The sequence below is a fragment of the Mitsuaria sp. CC2 genome, from assembly GCF_048957715.1.
Taxonomy (GTDB): Bacteria; Pseudomonadota; Gammaproteobacteria; order Burkholderiales; family Burkholderiaceae_C; genus Roseateles.
Genome location: NZ_JARVXN010000013.1, coordinates 314,620 through 328,987, shown reverse-complemented (window position 1 = coordinate 328,987; position 14,368 = coordinate 314,620). Strand labels below are relative to the sequence as shown.

Sequence of the window (14,368 nt, the reverse complement as noted above, 5' to 3'; positions counted from 1 at the left end):
CTTCACGACTGGGTCTCCGTCTTCATCGCGGCCGAGCTCGCGGCAGTCGCGGTGGTCGCAGTGGCCGCCGATCCGGCGATCACCTGCACGGTGACCGTCTGCCCCGCGACGAGCCGCTCGCCCGCCGGCAGCGGGTCGAGCTTCACCCGCACCGGCACGCGCTGCGGCAGCCGCACCCAGTTGAAGGTCGGATTCACGCTCGGCAGCAGGTTGGCGCTGGTGCTGCGGTCGCGGTCGGCGATGCCGGCGGAGAGGCTCTCCACCCGACCGGTGAGCGCCCGGCTCGCGCCCATCGGCTTGACCTCGACGGCGTCGCCGACGTGGATGCGGGGGAGCTTGGTTTCCTCGAAGTAGCCCTCGACGTAGAGCGAGCCCGCGTCCACCAGCGCGAGCACCGGATGCCCCGCGGTCGCGTAGGCGCCCTGGCGCAGATCGAAGTTGGTGATCGTGCCGGCGGAGGGCGCGCGGATCTCGGCGCGCGCCAGGTTGAGCTTCGCGCTGTCGACCGCCACCTCGGCCTGGGCGACGGCGGCGCGCGCCTGCTCGGCGCGGCTGCGGGTCTGCTCGCTCGCTTCCTGCGAGACCAGCGCGCCGAGTCCCTTGTTGCGATCCGCTTCGCGCAGGGCCTGCGCCAGCGCGACCTTCTGCGCCGACAGCTGCGCCTGCGATTGCCGCAGCGCGAGCTCGTAACGCGCGCGGTCGACCTCGAACAGCAACGCACCGGCGGCGACCGCCTGGTTGTCCTGCACCGGCACGGCGGTCACCAGACCGGAGACGTCCGGCGCGACCTGCACGACGTTGGCGCGCACGCGGCCGTCGCGCGTCCAGGGCTGGAGCTCGTAGCGATCCCAGAGCTTGCCCGCGGCCCACAGGGCGCCGCCGACGGCGGCCAGGGTGACGGCGATGGAGATCGCCCGGCGAAGGGGGAAAGAGGAGAGCTTCATGTCATCGGATCCAGAAAAGCGAGGCCGCGCTCAGGCCCCACAGCAGCACTACGTAGAGCGCCAGATCGAACAGCGCCGGATGCCAGATCCAGCGGTAGGCGCCGGTCCACGCGAGCACGCGCCGGACGGCGGACAGCGCCAGCAGCGCCAGCCCCGCGAGCGGCATCAGCCAGGGCAGGTAGAGCCCGAAGAAATCCACTGCGCCGGTCATGCCGGGTCCTCCTTGTCCAGGGCGATCGGGTCGGTCTCACGGATCGGCAGGCGCGGCACCGGCGCCTGCGGGAACAGGTTGCGTCGCAGGCCCATCAACGCGCTGGCAGCGGGGATCACCTCGGGCGGCAGCGGGCGCGTGGCCGGGTAGACCTCGATCAGGCGTGCAAGTGCCGTGTCCAGTCGTTCCAGGAGCGCGGCGGGCGGTGAAGCGATCATGTCGGGACGACCGGCGATGCGCGCGCGTTGCCAGTCGCCGATAGCGACCAGCAGGGGTTGGAGCGGCAGCGTCGCTTCGCTCGCCAAACGGCCGCGAACTCCCTGAAGCGCCACGAGATCCGCGCCCACGCGCAGGTCATGCAGCGCGTCGTCGGTCGGCACGCCGGGCACCGAGCCGCCCGACTGCGCGACGCGCGGCGCCAGCAGCGAGATGCGGTCCAGCATGCGCAGCAGGTAGGCCTGCGCGCGGCCGGCAGAGCGCGGCAGGCGCGCGAGTTCGTCGAGCTCGCGCCAGGTCGTGCGCTGGATGCGGCGGGCGCTCCAGTCGGCGCCGACGGAGCGCATCAGCCGCGTGACGCGCGCCGCGACGAACACGCCGGCCAGTTGCCCCGACATCGAATTCAGGAAGCTGGTCAGGTCGGCCTGCGCGGTGTCGTGCATCGCCAGCGTGCCGATGACGCCGAACAGGAAGGGCAGGGCGGCGCCGAAGGTCGACGGCCGGCCGACATAAGCGCCGACGATCAGGAACATCGGCGCGCAGACGGCCATCAGCGTCCACATGTCCTGCACCAGCGGCAGCAGCACCAGCACGTAGAGCGCGCCGAAGGGCATGGACAGCAGGGTCCAGTGCAGGAAGCCGTTGATGGCCGGCACCGGGTCGTCCATCGCCGCGAAGAAGCAGCAGAAGATGGCCGCCATCATCGCGGCCGCGGAACCCATCGGCCAGCCCGTGAGGATCCAGAACGCGCAGCAGACGAGGATCGCGATCAGCGCGGCCGCGCCGGACCACAGCGCCATGCCCATGTCGCGGTGGAGCTTGGGCCCGCTCAGCGCCGGCGCCGGTCGCGAGCGCATGGCTTCGCCCGCGAGGCCGCGGTCGATGTCGGCGCGCAGCTGCATGCAATGCAGCCAGCCGTCGAGCAGCGCGCCGAGCCGCTCCGCCAGCGCGACACGCAGCAGGCGCGCCAAGGGATCATCGGCGAGGCGCTCGCGCGCCGCCTCGCCGGTCAGCGCGGCCAGTTGCCCGCGCAGGACGGGCGACTGCGCTTCGGCCTCGGCGGCCGGCAGCGCGAGCCACGGGCCGATGGCGTCGAGCATCGCGCGCACGTCGTCGGGCAGGGCATCGCCGGCGCTGTCGCTCCCCTTGCCGTTACCGCTGTTGCGATCGTTGCCAGCAGCGTGGGCCTCCAGCGCCTGGAGTCGGTCTTCCACGCCCGCCAGCAGCGGCGTCAGCGCGGCCACGCCGTCCTGCATCGCATGCACAGCATCGGCGGTCCAGCGCAGGTGGCTGGTGTCGAAGGGGATGTGGATGGACAGCAGCCGCAGCTGCGTGATGTCCGCGGCCACGCGCCGACGATCCGCGCCGCCGTCGCGGCGACCGGCGATGTCGGTCAGCCAGGCGCGCGTGTCGCCGAGCGTGCGGTCCAGCAGTCCGAGGACCGAGGCCGACAGGCTCTTGGGCAGCACGACGCTGTGGACCAGCGTCGCCGCGAGCACGCCCAGGCCGATCTCCTCAAGGCGCGCCACGGCGGTGTCGAAGATCGCCAGCGGCGTGTCCACCGACGGGAAGCCGATCAGCGCGGCGGTGTAGCCGGCCAGCATGAAGGCATAGGCGCGCGGCGTGCGGTCGCGCAGCGACAGGCACAGGCAGCCCGCCACCCACAGCGCGAGCGCCAGGCTCAGCAGCTCCGGTGCGTTGGCGAAGCGCGGCACCAGGATCACCGCCGCCGCGCCGCCGACGAGCGTGCCGATGAACCGGAACAGGCCCTTGGAGCGCACCGCGCCCGCCATCGGATTCGCGACGACGTAGGCCGTCATCAGCGCCCAGAACGGCCGCGGCTGACCGGCCCAGCTGGCGAGGAACACCGCCAGCATCGCCGCGGCGAAGGCCTTGAACGAGAAGAGCCATTCGGCGCCCGTGAAGCCGGGGCGCAGCACCGCCGGCAGCTTCGGTAGCCGCATCGACGGCCTGCGCAGCGAAGGGAAGGAGAGGGCAGGGAACTTCATGGCCGGTGAACGACTTGAGGTCGCCTCATTTGCGCCGCGGCGGCACGATCGCCTTCGGCGCGCCGACGCGTTCGGCCAGCGTGGCGAAGACGCGCAGCGCGGCTTCGATGTCGGCGTCGGGGATGCCGTCGTAGAGCTCGTTGCGCAGGTCGCGCAGCGTGTCCTCGATCTGTTCGCAGGCGTCCGCGCCCAGGGCGGTCAGGTGCAGCGTCTTCGCGCGGCGGTCGTCGGGATCCTCGTGGCGTTCGATGAAGCCGCCGCCGAGCAGTTGGTCCAGCGAACGCGTCAGCGACGGCCCCTCGATGCCCAGCAGCGTGGCCAGTTCGCCCTGCCGCAGCCCGTCGCCCTGACGGCCGATCATTACCAGGGGCCAGGCCAGCGCCTGCGACAGGCCCACGTGCGCGATGGCGAGGTTGGCCTTCGCGCGGTAGGCGCGTTCCAGCACCGGCAGCGTCACGCCGACGGACATCAACGCCGTTTCGCGGGCGGTGCGCGTCAGGGCGCGCGGCGACTTGGGGTTCGAGGTCGTCATGCCCCGCATTCTAATTAGGTAGCTTGCTATCTAATTCAGTAGGGGCATTCCGGTTGGGCAGCCCGGCACGCCGCCTTGCGGCGGCGTGGTGCGCCCGGTCTCCGGTCGCGTCCCGCGGCGGGGCCGAGCAAAAGAAAACGGCCGATCTGTCGATCGGCCGTTGCTTTTTCGCGTCGCGGGCTGTCAAGCCCGTGTCGCGATTTCGAGCGTCAGTCCTTGTCCTTCATGGTCAGCATGCGGTTGGTCCGCAACGCCACCAGGGTCACGATCGCGCCCGAGAGCAGGTAGGCGGTGACCGCCCACAGCCCGAACTTGGCCGACAACCCCAACGCCACCAGCGGGGCGAAGGCGGCGCCGATGATCCAGGCCAGGTCCGACGTCAGGGCCGCGCCCGTGTAGCGGAAGTGGGGCAGGAAGTTGGATGTCACCGCGCCCGACGACTGACCGTACGACAGCCCCAGCAGCACGAAGCCGACCAGGATGAAGATGTTCTGGCCCATGGCGCCGCTGTCCAGCAGGATGGGGGCGAACAGGCTGAAGATCCCGATCGTCGTCGCCAGCATGCCCAGCGTGCTGCGGCGGCCGATGCGGTCGGCGATCAGCCCGGAGATGGGCATCGCCCCCGCCGCCAGCAGGGCGCCGATGATCTGGACGATCAGGAACTGGGTGACGTTCTGGTCGCCGTACAGCATCACCCACGACAGCGGGAACACCGTGACGATGTGGAACAGCGCGTAGCTAGCCAGTGCCGCGAACGCGCCGATGAACAAGGTGGTCCCCTGCTTTTCGAACAGCTCGTCGACGTCGCAGGGGTCGAGCTCATGCTCCTCGAGGTTCTTCTCGTACTCGTGCGTCACGACCAGGCGCAGGCGGGCGAACAGCGCCACCACGTTGATCGCGAAGGCGGCGAAGAACGGGAAACGCCAGCCCCAGCTCAGGAAGTCGATGGTCGCCAGGCTGCTCCACAGATAGGCGTAGAGCGCCGCGGCGATCAGGAAGCCGATGGGCGCGCCGAGCTGCCCCAGCATCGCGTACCAGCCGCGGCGGCCGGGGGGCGCGTTCAGCGCCAGCAGCGAGGGCAGACCGTCCCAGGAGCCGCCCAGGGCCAGGCCTTGACCGATCCGGCACAGCGCCAGCAGGCCGATGGCGGCGCCGCCCCAGGTGTTGAATCCGGGCAGCACGGCGATCGTGCAGGTCGATACCCCCAGCAGGAACAGCGCCACCGTCAGCTTCACGCTGCGGCCGAAGCGCCGCTGGATCTCCATCCCGACCAGTGTGCCGATGGGCCGGACCACGAAGGCCAGCGCCAGCAGCGCGAAAGCGTACAGCGTCCCTTCCAGCCGCTCCATGTGCGGGAAGAAGATCGAGGGGAACACCAGGACCGAGGCGATGCCGTAGACGAAGAAGTCGAAGTACTCGGACGCCCGCCCGATGACCACGCCGACCGCGATGTCGCCGGGGGCGACCGCATCCTGTTCCTCTTTCGTCGCGACCCCCGTGCCTCGCGGCAGCGGCTGGCCCACGGTCGCCAGGTGTTGCCCGGCTGTTGGAAGGGTGCTGCTGTTCATACGTCTCCTGCCTGGGACAAAATGTCCAATAGTTAGCTTGAGTCAATCGGGCAAAATCTGCGCCCGGCGTGCCACGGTCGACAAGTGTCGTTTTCCCCCTGATCGCTTTCCCTTCGGAAGAAACCCCACTGGGTGTCTGAAGTCGGGAATCCCGCCATGGATGCCGCCATGAACTCCGTCATGTGCGGCGAGGGGCCCGAGTGAACAACGCCAGAAGGTCTGCTGAAGTCCCATGTACCTCAAAGCATCACTGAAGACAAGTCTCGCACGCGCTGTGCGCCCATTGGCCCGTCTCGGGCTGCTGGCGCTGGCGCTGCCCCTCGCCGCCTGCAACAACCTGGTCGTGATGAAACCTTCGGGCGACATCGCGAACCAGCAGGCGCAGCTCATCGTCGCCTCGACGCTGCTGATGATGCTGATCATCGTCCCGGTGATCATCCTCACGCTGGTCTTCGCGTTCCGGTACCGGGCGTCCAACACCCAGGCGACCTACTCGCCGGAGTGGGACCACTCCACCCGGCTGGAACTGATCATCTGGGGCGCGCCGCTGCTGATCATCATCGCGCTGGGCGCGATGACCTGGATCAGCACGCACAAGCTGGACCCGTTCCGCCCGCTCGAACGTCTGGACGCGCAGCGCGCGATCCCCGCCGGCGTCGAACCGCTGAACGTCGAGGTCGTGGCGCTGGACTGGAAGTGGCTGTTCATCTATCCGGAACAGGGCGTGGCGACCGTCAACGAACTGGTCGCGCCGGTGGATCGCCCGATCCACTTCAAGATCAGCTCCTCGACCGTGATGAACGCGTTCTACGTGCCCGCCATGGCCGGCATGATCTACGCGATGCCCGGCATGCAGAGCCAGCTCCACGCGGTCATCAACAAGCCCGGCGTGTATGACGGCTTCTCCGCGAACTTCAGCGGCGACGGCTTCTCGCACATGCGCTTCAAGTTCCACGGCCTGTCGAACGACGAGTTCGCCGCCTGGGTCGAGCGCAACAAGGCCGACGGCGTCGCGCTGACCAAGGAGCTGTACCTCGATCTCGAGAAGCCGTCCGAGCGTCAGCCGGTGCGCCGCTTCTCCAGCATCGCCCCGGGCCTGTTCGACGCGGTCGTCAATCGCTGCGTCGACGGCTCCAAGATGTGCATGGGCCAGATGATGGCCATCGACGCGGCCGGCGGCGGCGGCAAGGGCGCCATCGACGGCCTGGCCAGCAAGCCCTGGAGCAACGAGCAGAAGCGGATCTTCGTGGCCGCGCTGTGCACGCCTGACAACGCGGGGCAGTACGCCTCGCAATGGCAGGCCTCGGCCACCCGTAACTGATCGGCATTCCCGGTGCGTCCGCTGTGAGCCGCAGCGCCGGGACCGCAAGCACAACAGAGATCCAAGATGATTGACGCTCAAAAGCTCATCTTCGGGCGCCTCAGCCTCGAGGCCCTCCCGCTGCACGAGCCGATCCTGATCGGCACCTTCGCGATGGTCGCCCTGGGCGGCCTCGCGCTGCTCGTGCTGATGACCAAGTTCAGGCTGTGGGGCCCCTTCTGGCGCGACTGGGTGACCAGCATCGACCACAAGAAGATCGGCATCATGTACATCGTGCTGGGCCTGGTCATGCTGCTGCGCGGCTTCGCCGACGCGCTCATGATGCGCGCGCAGCAGGCCATCGCCTTCGGCGACCAGCTGGGCTTCCTGCCCCCGCACCACTACGACCAGGTCTTCACCGCCCACGGCGTGATCATGATCTTCTTCGTGGCGATGCCGCTGATCACGGGCTTCATGAACTACGTCGTGCCGCTGCAGATCGGCGCGCGCGACGTGGCCTTCCCGTTCCTGAACAACTTCAGCTTCTGGATGACCACCGGCGGCGCCGTGCTGTGCATGGCCTCGCTGTTCGTCGGCGAATTCGCGCGCACCGGCTGGCTGGCCTATCCGCCGCTGTCGGGGCTGCTCGCCAGTCCGGGCGTGGGGGTGGACTACTACATCTGGTCGCTGCAGGTCGCGGGGGTCGGCACCACGCTCTCGGGCATCAATCTGATCGCGACCATCATCAAGATGCGCGCGCCGGGCATGACCATGATGAAGATGCCGGTCTTCACCTGGACCTCGCTGTGCTCCAACATCCTGATCGTCGCCTCGTTCCCGATCCTGACCGCGGCCCTGGCGCTGCTGTCGCTGGACCGTTACGTCGGCACCAACTTCTTCACGACCGATCTTGGCGGCAACGCCATGATGTACATCAACCTGATCTGGATCTGGGGCCACCCCGAGGTCTACATCCTGGTGCTGCCGGCCTTCGGCATCTTCTCTGAAGTGGTCTCCACCTTCAGCCAGAAGAAGCTGTTCGGCTACGCCTCCATGGTGTACGCGACCGTCGTGATCACCATCCTGTCCTACCTCGTGTGGCTGCACCACTTCTTCACGATGGGATCGGGGGCCAGCGTCAACTCGTTCTTCGGCATCACGACGATGATCATCTCGATCCCGACGGGCGCGAAGATCTTCAACTGGCTGTTCACGATGTACCGCGGCCGCATCAAGTTCGAAGTCCCGATGTACTGGACCGTGGGCTTCATGGTCACCTTCGTGATCGGCGGCATGACGGGCGTGCTGCTGGCGGTGCCGCCGGCCGACTTCGTGCTGCACAACTCGCTGTTCCTGATCGCCCACTTCCACAACGTGATCATCGGCGGCGTGCTGTTCGGCCTGCTGGCGGGCATCTCGTTCTGGTTCCCCAAGGCCTTCGGCTACAAGCTGGATCCGTTCTGGGGCAAGTGCTCGTTCTGGTTCTGGCAGATCGGCTTCTTCGTCGCTTTCATGCCGCTGTACGTCCTGGGCCTGATGGGCGTGACGCGCCGCATGAGCCACTTCGACGAACCGTCGTTCCAGATCTGGTTCCAGATCGCGGCCTTCGGCGCGCTGCTGATCGCGGCCGGCATCGGCAGCTTCCTGATCCAGCTGGTGGTGAGCTACTTCAAGCGCGACCAGCTGCGCGACGTCGACGGCGATCCGTGGCAGGGCCGCACGCTGGAGTGGTCGACCTCGTCGCCGCCGCCGCAGTACAACTTCGCGTTCACGCCGGTGGTCCACGACCATGACGCGTGGCACGACATGAAGACCCGCGGCCACCAGCGTCCGGTGGGCGGCTTCAAGGAGATCCACATGCCCAAGAACACCGGCGCCGGCGTGATCCTGGCCGGCCTGTCGACGCTGTTCGGCTTCGCCCTGATCTGGCACATGTGGCTGGTGGCGGGTGTCGCCTTCGCGGTGACCGTGATCGCGGCGATCGTCCACACCTTCAACTACAAGCGCGACTACTACATCCCTGCGGATGAAGTGGCCCGCACGGAAGAAGCCCGCACCAAGGTGCTGGCCGCCCAGGCCTGATTCCGCAGCGAGCGAACTCCAACATGCAAGCAACGACCCTGACGAACAACACCGGCGCGCCGGTGTTCTACGACAACGGCGACCATCACCCGCAGCACGGCACGCTGCTCGGGTTCTGGATCTACCTGATGAGCGACTGCCTCATCTTCGCGGTGCTGTTCGCGACGTATGCGGTGCTGGGCCGCAGCTACGCGGCCGGCCCGTCGGGCGCCGACCTCTTCGACCTGCCGCTGGTGGCGCTGAACACCGGTTTCCTGCTGCTGTCTTCGATCACCTATGGCTTCGCCATGATCAAGATGCTGGCCAACAAGAAGCAGGGCACGCTGGTCTGGCTGGCCATCACCGGCGTGCTCGGCCTGTGCTTCCTCGCGGTGGAACTCTATGAGTTCGCGCACCTGATCCATGAAGGCGCGGGTCCGCAGCGCAGCGCGTTCCTGTCCTCGTTCTTCACGCTGGTCGGCACGCACGGCCTGCACGTCACCTTCGGCTGCATCTGGCTGGTGACGCTGATGGTCCAGGTCTCCAAGCTGGGCCTGACCAAGGAGAACAAGCGTCGCCTGATCTGCCTGTCGATGTTCTGGCACTTCCTGGACGTGATCTGGATCGGTGTCTTCACCTTCGTTTACCTGATGGGAGTGTTGCCGTGAGCGCCGACCACAATCACCACCACCACGACTCGCACGATCACGGCCATGGTCACGACGACCACGACGACCACGATGACGTCGGCTACCACGCCACCGTCAAGGGCTACCTGGTCGGCTTCCTGCTGTCGCTGATCCTGACGGCGATCCCCTTCTTCCTGGTGATGACGAAGTCGATCTCGTCGTCGGCGGCGATGGGCATCGTGCTGCTGGGCTTCGCGGCCGTGCAGATCGTGGTCCACATGATCTATTTCCTGCACATGAACTCGAAGGTCGAGGGAGGCTGGTCCATGCTGTCGCTGATCTTCACGATCGCGGTCGTGGTGATCATGCTGGCCGGCTCGATCTGGGTGATGTTCCACCTGAACAGCAACATGATGCCGGTCCACGACATGCGCAACATGCCCTGATGACCGAGTTCCCACCGGAACCGCTGCGGCCGCGCCGCGGCATCGCCTTCTGGGCGTTGCTGCTGGGCGCGGCCCTTTCGTTTGTGCTCTTCGTCTTCCTCGGTGTCTGGCAGGTGCAGCGGCTGGCCTGGAAGGAAGACCTGATCGCGCGGCTGGACAAGCGGCTGGCGGCCGCGCCCGAGCGCGCGCCCGGCGCGGACCGCTGGGACGCGATCACGAAGGAGGGGGACGAGTACCGCAAGGTGGCGCTCACCGGCAGCTTCGACCACTCGCGCGAGACGCTGGTGGGGGCGAGCACCGAGCTGGGCACCGGCTACTGGGTGCTGACGCCGCTGCGCACGGAACGCGGCGACTGGGTGCTGGTGAACCGCGGCTTCGTCACGCCGGAGTTCAAGACCCGCGCGTCGCGCACGGCGTCGGAGACGCAGGGCGAGGACCGCGTCGTCGGCCTGCTGCGCCTGAGCGAGCCCGGCGGCAGCCTGCTGCAGAAGAACGACCCGGCGCAGAACCGCTGGTATTCGCGTGACGTCGAGGCCATCGCCAAGGCTAGGCAGGTCGTCGAGGGGCCGGTGGCGCCGTACTTCGTCGATGCCGCCGCGGCGGACGACCAGACCCGCTGGCCGCGCGGCGGGCTCACGGTGGTGCGCTTCAACAACCACCACCTGCAGTACGCGCTGACCTGGTTCGCGATGGCGGCGATGCTCGCCGGCGTGGGCTTCTGGCTGTGGCGCGCGGAGCGTCGGCGTGCCGCGCACCCGGACGCGGCGCAGGACTGAGGTTGCGACCATGCCGCTGAGCCGTCCCGATCCGGACGACGACCACCCCGACGACAGCCGCTACCTGGACGGCGCGGCGGGGACGCTGGGGATCGCGGACTCCTCGGGCGAGGGCGCGCTGCAGGCCGGCCGCAACAACCTGCAGCAGCTGGTGCAGCTGCGCTGGCTGGCGGCGGCGGGGCAGTTCGGCACGGTGCTGTCGGTGCACTTCGCGCTGCACATCCGGCTGCCGATGCCGGAGATGCTGACGCTGCTGGCGATCCTGGTGCTGTTCAACGTGGCTTGCTGGCTGCGCACGCGCTGGGTGCCGAGCGTGCGCAACGCCGAGCTCTTCGCCGGCCTGCTCGTGGACATCGCGGTGCTGAGCGGCCAGCTGTACTACAGCGGCGGCGTCACCAATCCCTTCATCTTCCTGTTCCTGCTGCAGATCGCGGTGGGCGCGGTGCTGCTGCCCTCGCGCTACATCTGGTTCACGGTGGCGGTGACGGGCGGCTGCTTTGTCGCGCTGACACAGTGGCACCTGCCGCTGCTGGTGCCGGACATGGCAGGCCTGGCGCTGCCGACGCACTACATCGGCGGTCTGCTGATCTGCTTCGCGATCAACGCCTCGCTGCTGGTGATCTTCATCCAGCGCATCGGCCGCAACCTGCGCCAACGCGATGCGCGGCTGGCCGACCTGCGCCAGCGCGCGGCCGAGGAGGAGCACATCGTCCGCATGGGCCTGCTGGCCTCGGGCGCCGCGCACGAACTCGGGACGCCGCTGGCGACGCTGTCGGTGATCCTGGGCGACTGGTCGCGGATGGCGCCGTTCGCCGGCGACCCGGAGCTGCGCGAGGAGATCGAGGAGATGCAGATCCAGCTGCGCCGCTGCAAGGCGATCGTGAGCGGGATCCTGATGTCGGCGGGCGAGCTGCGCGGCGAGGCGCCAATGGTGACCACGCTGCAGGTCTTCCTGGACGATCTGACCGAGCACTGGCGCGCGACGCGCCCGCATCACGGCCTGGAGTACCTGCCGGCGGCCGACCTGCCGAAGGTGCGCATCGTGTCGGACGTCGGGCTCAAGCAGATGATCGACAACGTGCTGGACAACGCGCTGGAGGCGGCGCCGGGCCGGCCGGTGACGCTGCGCGCGCTGGCCGAGGACGGCGGGCTGGTGCTGCGGGTCAGCGACCGCGGGGCCGGCTTCCTGCCGGAGATGCTGGAACGCTTCGGCAAGCCGTATCAATCGAGCAAGGGCCGGCCGGGCGGCGGGCTGGGGCTGTTCCTCGCACTGAACGTGGTGCGCTCGCTGGGCGGGAAGCTGCAGGCGCGCAACCGGACGGCCGAGGAGGGCGGCGGTGCGGAGGTCGAGATCCGCATGCCCCTGTCCGCACTGGCGCCCCTGGGACTGCCTGACAATGCTGCCCATGACCACGGATGACCTCGCCGCGGATACCGACCGCCTGCTGCTGATCGTCGAGGACGACGATGCGTTCGCGCGCACGCTGTCGCGTTCCTTCGAACGTCGCGGCTACCAGGTGCTGCGCGCGACGAGCGTGGAGCAGGTGCAGAAGCTGCTGACCGACCGCGGGCCGGAGGAGGCGCCGGAGTACGCGGTCGTCGACCTGAAGCTGGCGGGCGGCGGCTCGGGGCTGGCCTGCGTGCAGACGCTGCACGAGCACGATCAGGAGATGGTGATCGTGGTGCTGACCGGCTACGCGAGCATCGCGACGGCGGTGGAGGCGATCAAGCTGGGCGCGCGGCACTACCTCGCGAAGCCGGCGAACACCGACGACATCGAGGCCGCGTTCTCGCGCGCACAGGGCGATGCCGAGGTCGAGGTTACCGACCGCGCGACCACGTCCATCAAGACGCTGGAGTGGGAGCACATCCACGAGACGCTGGCGGCGACGGACTTCAACATCTCGGAAACCGCACGGCGGCTGGGCATGCACCGGCGCACGCTGGCGCGCAAGCTGGAGAAGCAGCGGGTGAAATAGGACGAGCGCCTCGTCCCTGCGGAATCTCAGGGCGCCGTGGCGGGCATCTCGTCCCAAGTGCGTCCTTCGAGCACGCGACCGTTGGCCGACTTGGCACGCCGCTTCCCATCGGCGCCCCAACCGCCCCATTGTTTGAAGAAGAAGGCGACCCCCTGAGCCTCGCATTGTTGCTGCACGGCCAGCGCCCAGGCCTTTTTCATCGGCCTGGCTTTCGGCCCCGACTCGCCGCCGACGATCACCCAATGCATGTCGCTCAGGTCTATCGAACCAAGGTCCTCTAGCAGCGGTTCAACCGAAAGGAATCGAATCGACGCCGGCACCTTCCGGAGTTGATCGATGCGCGGCAGACCATATTTCCGATCCTCCACGGAGACGCCGATCCACGCATTGCGCGGCACCGGATGCGTTGAGAAGAAGGCGGCCAGACGGTCGGCGCGCTTGGTGAGGATCTGGTAAGTGTGCTGCGGCGTCCGGGCGATGACGTCGAAAACCTGGGTGATGAACGCATCCGGGATCTCGTCGTGGAAGAGGTCGGACATCGAGTTCACGAAGTACACCGTCGGCTTCTTTCGACCGAGAGGGTCCTCGAGCCGATCGGGGAGCAGCGTGAGTTCGAAGCCGTTGGCGTAGCCCGGTGCGCGCATGGCCTGCAGGCGCCGCGCCATCACTTCGGCGTAGCAGTGCTTGCATCCGGGGGAGATCTTGGTGCATCCGACCGTCGGATTCCACGTGCGTTCGGTCCATTCGATGCGGCTGACAGTGGTCATGAAGCAGTCCAGGCGATTGATCAGAAGGGTAGCGACAGGTTGGGACTCTTAGCGACGTCGTTCCAGATCCGTTCCGGGAACGGATTCCTGCTGAAGAAGACCAGGCGATAAATCGCTCGGCCTTCGGATTCGATCAGCGGCATCACGTCGCTGATCGTCATGCCGAGTCCACGAATCTTCCCGCACCAGTAGTCGAAGAACCAGTCCTTGAGGCTCGCTTTCGACAAACCGTTCGGCATGTTGAGGCGCCAATCGGGCGCGGCCTCAGCGAACCGATCACGCTTGGGATCAAGTTCCATGTCGACATTGCGTGTCAGATCCATGAGGCTGAAGTGCACGGCGAAGTCCACGCACTTCAAGCGGCTCAGTTGCTCGATGAGCGGGAAGGACAGGTATTGCAGGTTGTAGGGATCCAGGTAGGCCAGGCAAAGCGCTCCGCGAGGAACTTGGCGAACCATGAGAGGCACAGTCTCGGCCGCCGGACCCACGAAGCGTCGTGCGGGTGCGCCCAGGGCGCGAAGACGTTGCTCGCAGGCCTCGGCCCGATCGGCGTCGAGATCGCCCACGAAGACATGCGTGAAAGGACACCCCGAGGCGACGGACTGCCGCCATGCCACGATCGTGCCGCCGTCGCGAGTGTCCTGCTCCCCCTTTATCTGAACGCGGCCGGGGCCGCAGAACGGGTCGATCAGGACACGACGCGGGAACTTCGTCTGGGCCTTGCGCGTGCCGTCGATGTATTTCGCCAGGCAGGTGTGCTTGATTTCGGGAACCCACCATCCCACTCCCTCGTCGGCGGGCCCGCGTTCAACGGGCATTCCGGGGCAGGGGTCAGGATGGCGGGGCAGGATGAAGGAGGTACGTTTGTTCATCCCGCCATGTTCTGCAGGAGGTTCTCCGAGAACAAACCCAAAGCATTGCTGAAGAACC

The 14,368-nt window shown here is 67.7% G+C and carries 14 protein-coding genes; 7 read left to right on the top strand and 7 right to left on the bottom strand.

Features of this window, described 5'->3' with window-relative positions; genetic code table 11:
- Window positions 1-2 precede the first annotated feature (2 nt).
- From PV762_RS09185 to PV762_RS09165, 5 genes are all read right to left on the bottom strand, one after another.
- Entirely contained in the window at window positions 3-944 is a 942-nt protein-coding gene (locus PV762_RS09185; RefSeq protein WP_421034717.1) for an efflux RND transporter periplasmic adaptor subunit, read from the bottom strand.
- A gap of 1 nt (window position 945) precedes the next feature.
- Window positions 946-1,155, bottom strand: coding sequence for a DUF1656 domain-containing protein (locus PV762_RS09180; RefSeq protein ID WP_421034716.1), 210 nt, complete (start codon window positions 1,153-1,155; stop codon window positions 946-948).
- Window positions 1,152-3,380, bottom strand: coding sequence for an FUSC family protein (locus tag PV762_RS09175; protein ID WP_421034715.1), 2,229 nt, complete (start codon window positions 3,378-3,380; stop codon window positions 1,152-1,154). The genes PV762_RS09180 and PV762_RS09175 overlap by 4 nt, the downstream gene beginning before the upstream one ends.
- Before the next feature lie 25 nt (window positions 3,381-3,405).
- Complete coding sequence (locus PV762_RS09170) at window positions 3,406-3,912, bottom strand: MarR family winged helix-turn-helix transcriptional regulator (RefSeq protein ID WP_421034714.1); 507 nt, start codon at window positions 3,910-3,912, stop codon at window positions 3,406-3,408.
- Between the two features lie 209 nt (window positions 3,913-4,121).
- On the bottom strand, window positions 4,122-5,480 hold the full coding sequence (locus tag PV762_RS09165; protein ID WP_421034713.1) for an MFS transporter: 1,359 nt from the start codon (window positions 5,478-5,480) through the stop codon (window positions 4,122-4,124).
- A gap of 346 nt (window positions 5,481-5,826) precedes the next feature.
- Here PV762_RS09165 and cyoA point away from each other — a divergent pair, with 346 nt between their 5' ends.
- The 7 genes from cyoA to PV762_RS09130 all read left to right on the top strand — a co-directional run bounded on the left by cyoA (window position 5,827) and on the right by PV762_RS09130 (window position 12,671).
- Entirely contained in the window at window positions 5,827-6,801 is a 975-nt protein-coding gene (gene cyoA, locus PV762_RS09160) for a ubiquinol oxidase subunit II (protein WP_421034836.1), read from the top strand.
- A gap of 66 nt (window positions 6,802-6,867) precedes the next feature.
- A complete protein-coding gene (gene cyoB / locus PV762_RS09155; protein WP_421034712.1) occupies window positions 6,868-8,862 on the top strand; it encodes a cytochrome o ubiquinol oxidase subunit I in 1,995 nt (664 codons plus the stop codon).
- Between the two features lie 23 nt (window positions 8,863-8,885).
- A complete protein-coding gene (cyoC, locus tag PV762_RS09150; protein WP_421034711.1) occupies window positions 8,886-9,509 on the top strand; it encodes a cytochrome o ubiquinol oxidase subunit III in 624 nt (207 codons plus the stop codon).
- Window positions 9,506-9,916, top strand: coding sequence for a cytochrome o ubiquinol oxidase subunit IV (gene cyoD, locus PV762_RS09145; protein WP_421034710.1), 411 nt, complete (start codon window positions 9,506-9,508; stop codon window positions 9,914-9,916). The genes cyoC and cyoD overlap by 4 nt, the downstream gene beginning before the upstream one ends.
- The gene (locus PV762_RS09140) at window positions 9,916-10,692 is read left to right on the top strand and encodes an SURF1 family protein (protein ID WP_421034709.1); all 777 of its coding nucleotides are present in this window, start codon (window positions 9,916-9,918) and stop codon (window positions 10,690-10,692) included. The genes cyoD and PV762_RS09140 overlap by 1 nt, the downstream gene beginning before the upstream one ends.
- Before the next feature lie 10 nt (window positions 10,693-10,702).
- A complete protein-coding gene (locus PV762_RS09135) occupies window positions 10,703-12,112 on the top strand; it encodes an ATP-binding protein (protein ID WP_421034708.1) in 1,410 nt (469 codons plus the stop codon).
- Window positions 12,099-12,671 carry a response regulator transcription factor gene (locus PV762_RS09130; protein ID WP_421034707.1) on the top strand — a complete coding sequence of 191 codons (573 nt, stop codon included), beginning with the start codon at window positions 12,099-12,101 and terminating at the stop codon, window positions 12,669-12,671. Before PV762_RS09135 ends, PV762_RS09130 begins: the two co-directional genes overlap by 14 nt.
- 26 nt (window positions 12,672-12,697) lie before the next feature.
- Here the strand turns inward: PV762_RS09130 and PV762_RS09125 are convergent, their stop codons facing one another.
- Window positions 12,698-13,438, bottom strand: coding sequence for a DUF5131 family protein (locus tag PV762_RS09125; RefSeq protein WP_421034706.1), 741 nt, complete (start codon window positions 13,436-13,438; stop codon window positions 12,698-12,700).
- Between the two features lie 20 nt (window positions 13,439-13,458).
- Window positions 13,459-14,310: a three-Cys-motif partner protein TcmP gene (gene tcmP / locus PV762_RS09120; protein WP_421034705.1), complete on the bottom strand. Its 852-nt coding sequence runs from the start codon at window positions 14,308-14,310 to the stop codon at window positions 13,459-13,461.
- Between the last annotated feature and the right edge of the window lie 58 nt (window positions 14,311-14,368).

What these genes read in the sequence shown, in the direction of transcription:
- cyoA (WP_421034836.1), top strand. Translation starts at nt 5,827, where the DNA reads ATGAAACCTTCGGGCGACATCGCGAACCAGCAGGCGCAGCTCATCGTC.
- PV762_RS09185 (WP_421034717.1), bottom strand. Translation starts at nt 944, where the DNA reads ATGAAGCTCTCCTCTTTCCCCCTTCGCCGGGCGATCTCCATCGCCGTC.
- tcmP (WP_421034705.1), bottom strand. Translation starts at nt 14,310, where the DNA reads ATGAACAAACGTACCTCCTTCATCCTGCCCCGCCATCCTGACCCCTGC.
- PV762_RS09175 (WP_421034715.1), bottom strand. Translation starts at nt 3,380, where the DNA reads ATGAAGTTCCCTGCCCTCTCCTTCCCTTCGCTGCGCAGGCCGTCGATG.
- cyoB (WP_421034712.1), top strand. Translation starts at nt 6,868, where the DNA reads ATGATTGACGCTCAAAAGCTCATCTTCGGGCGCCTCAGCCTCGAGGCC.
- PV762_RS09170 (WP_421034714.1), bottom strand. Translation starts at nt 3,912, where the DNA reads ATGACGACCTCGAACCCCAAGTCGCCGCGCGCCCTGACGCGCACCGCC.
- PV762_RS09135 (WP_421034708.1), top strand. Translation starts at nt 10,703, where the DNA reads ATGCCGCTGAGCCGTCCCGATCCGGACGACGACCACCCCGACGACAGC.
- PV762_RS09130 (WP_421034707.1), top strand. Translation starts at nt 12,099, where the DNA reads ATGACCACGGATGACCTCGCCGCGGATACCGACCGCCTGCTGCTGATC.
- cyoC (WP_421034711.1), top strand. Translation starts at nt 8,886, where the DNA reads ATGCAAGCAACGACCCTGACGAACAACACCGGCGCGCCGGTGTTCTAC.
- PV762_RS09180 (WP_421034716.1), bottom strand. Translation starts at nt 1,155, where the DNA reads ATGACCGGCGCAGTGGATTTCTTCGGGCTCTACCTGCCCTGGCTGATG.
- PV762_RS09125 (WP_421034706.1), bottom strand. Translation starts at nt 13,438, where the DNA reads ATGACCACTGTCAGCCGCATCGAATGGACCGAACGCACGTGGAATCCG.
- PV762_RS09140 (WP_421034709.1), top strand. Translation starts at nt 9,916, where the DNA reads ATGACCGAGTTCCCACCGGAACCGCTGCGGCCGCGCCGCGGCATCGCC.
- PV762_RS09165 (WP_421034713.1), bottom strand. Translation starts at nt 5,480, where the DNA reads ATGAACAGCAGCACCCTTCCAACAGCCGGGCAACACCTGGCGACCGTG.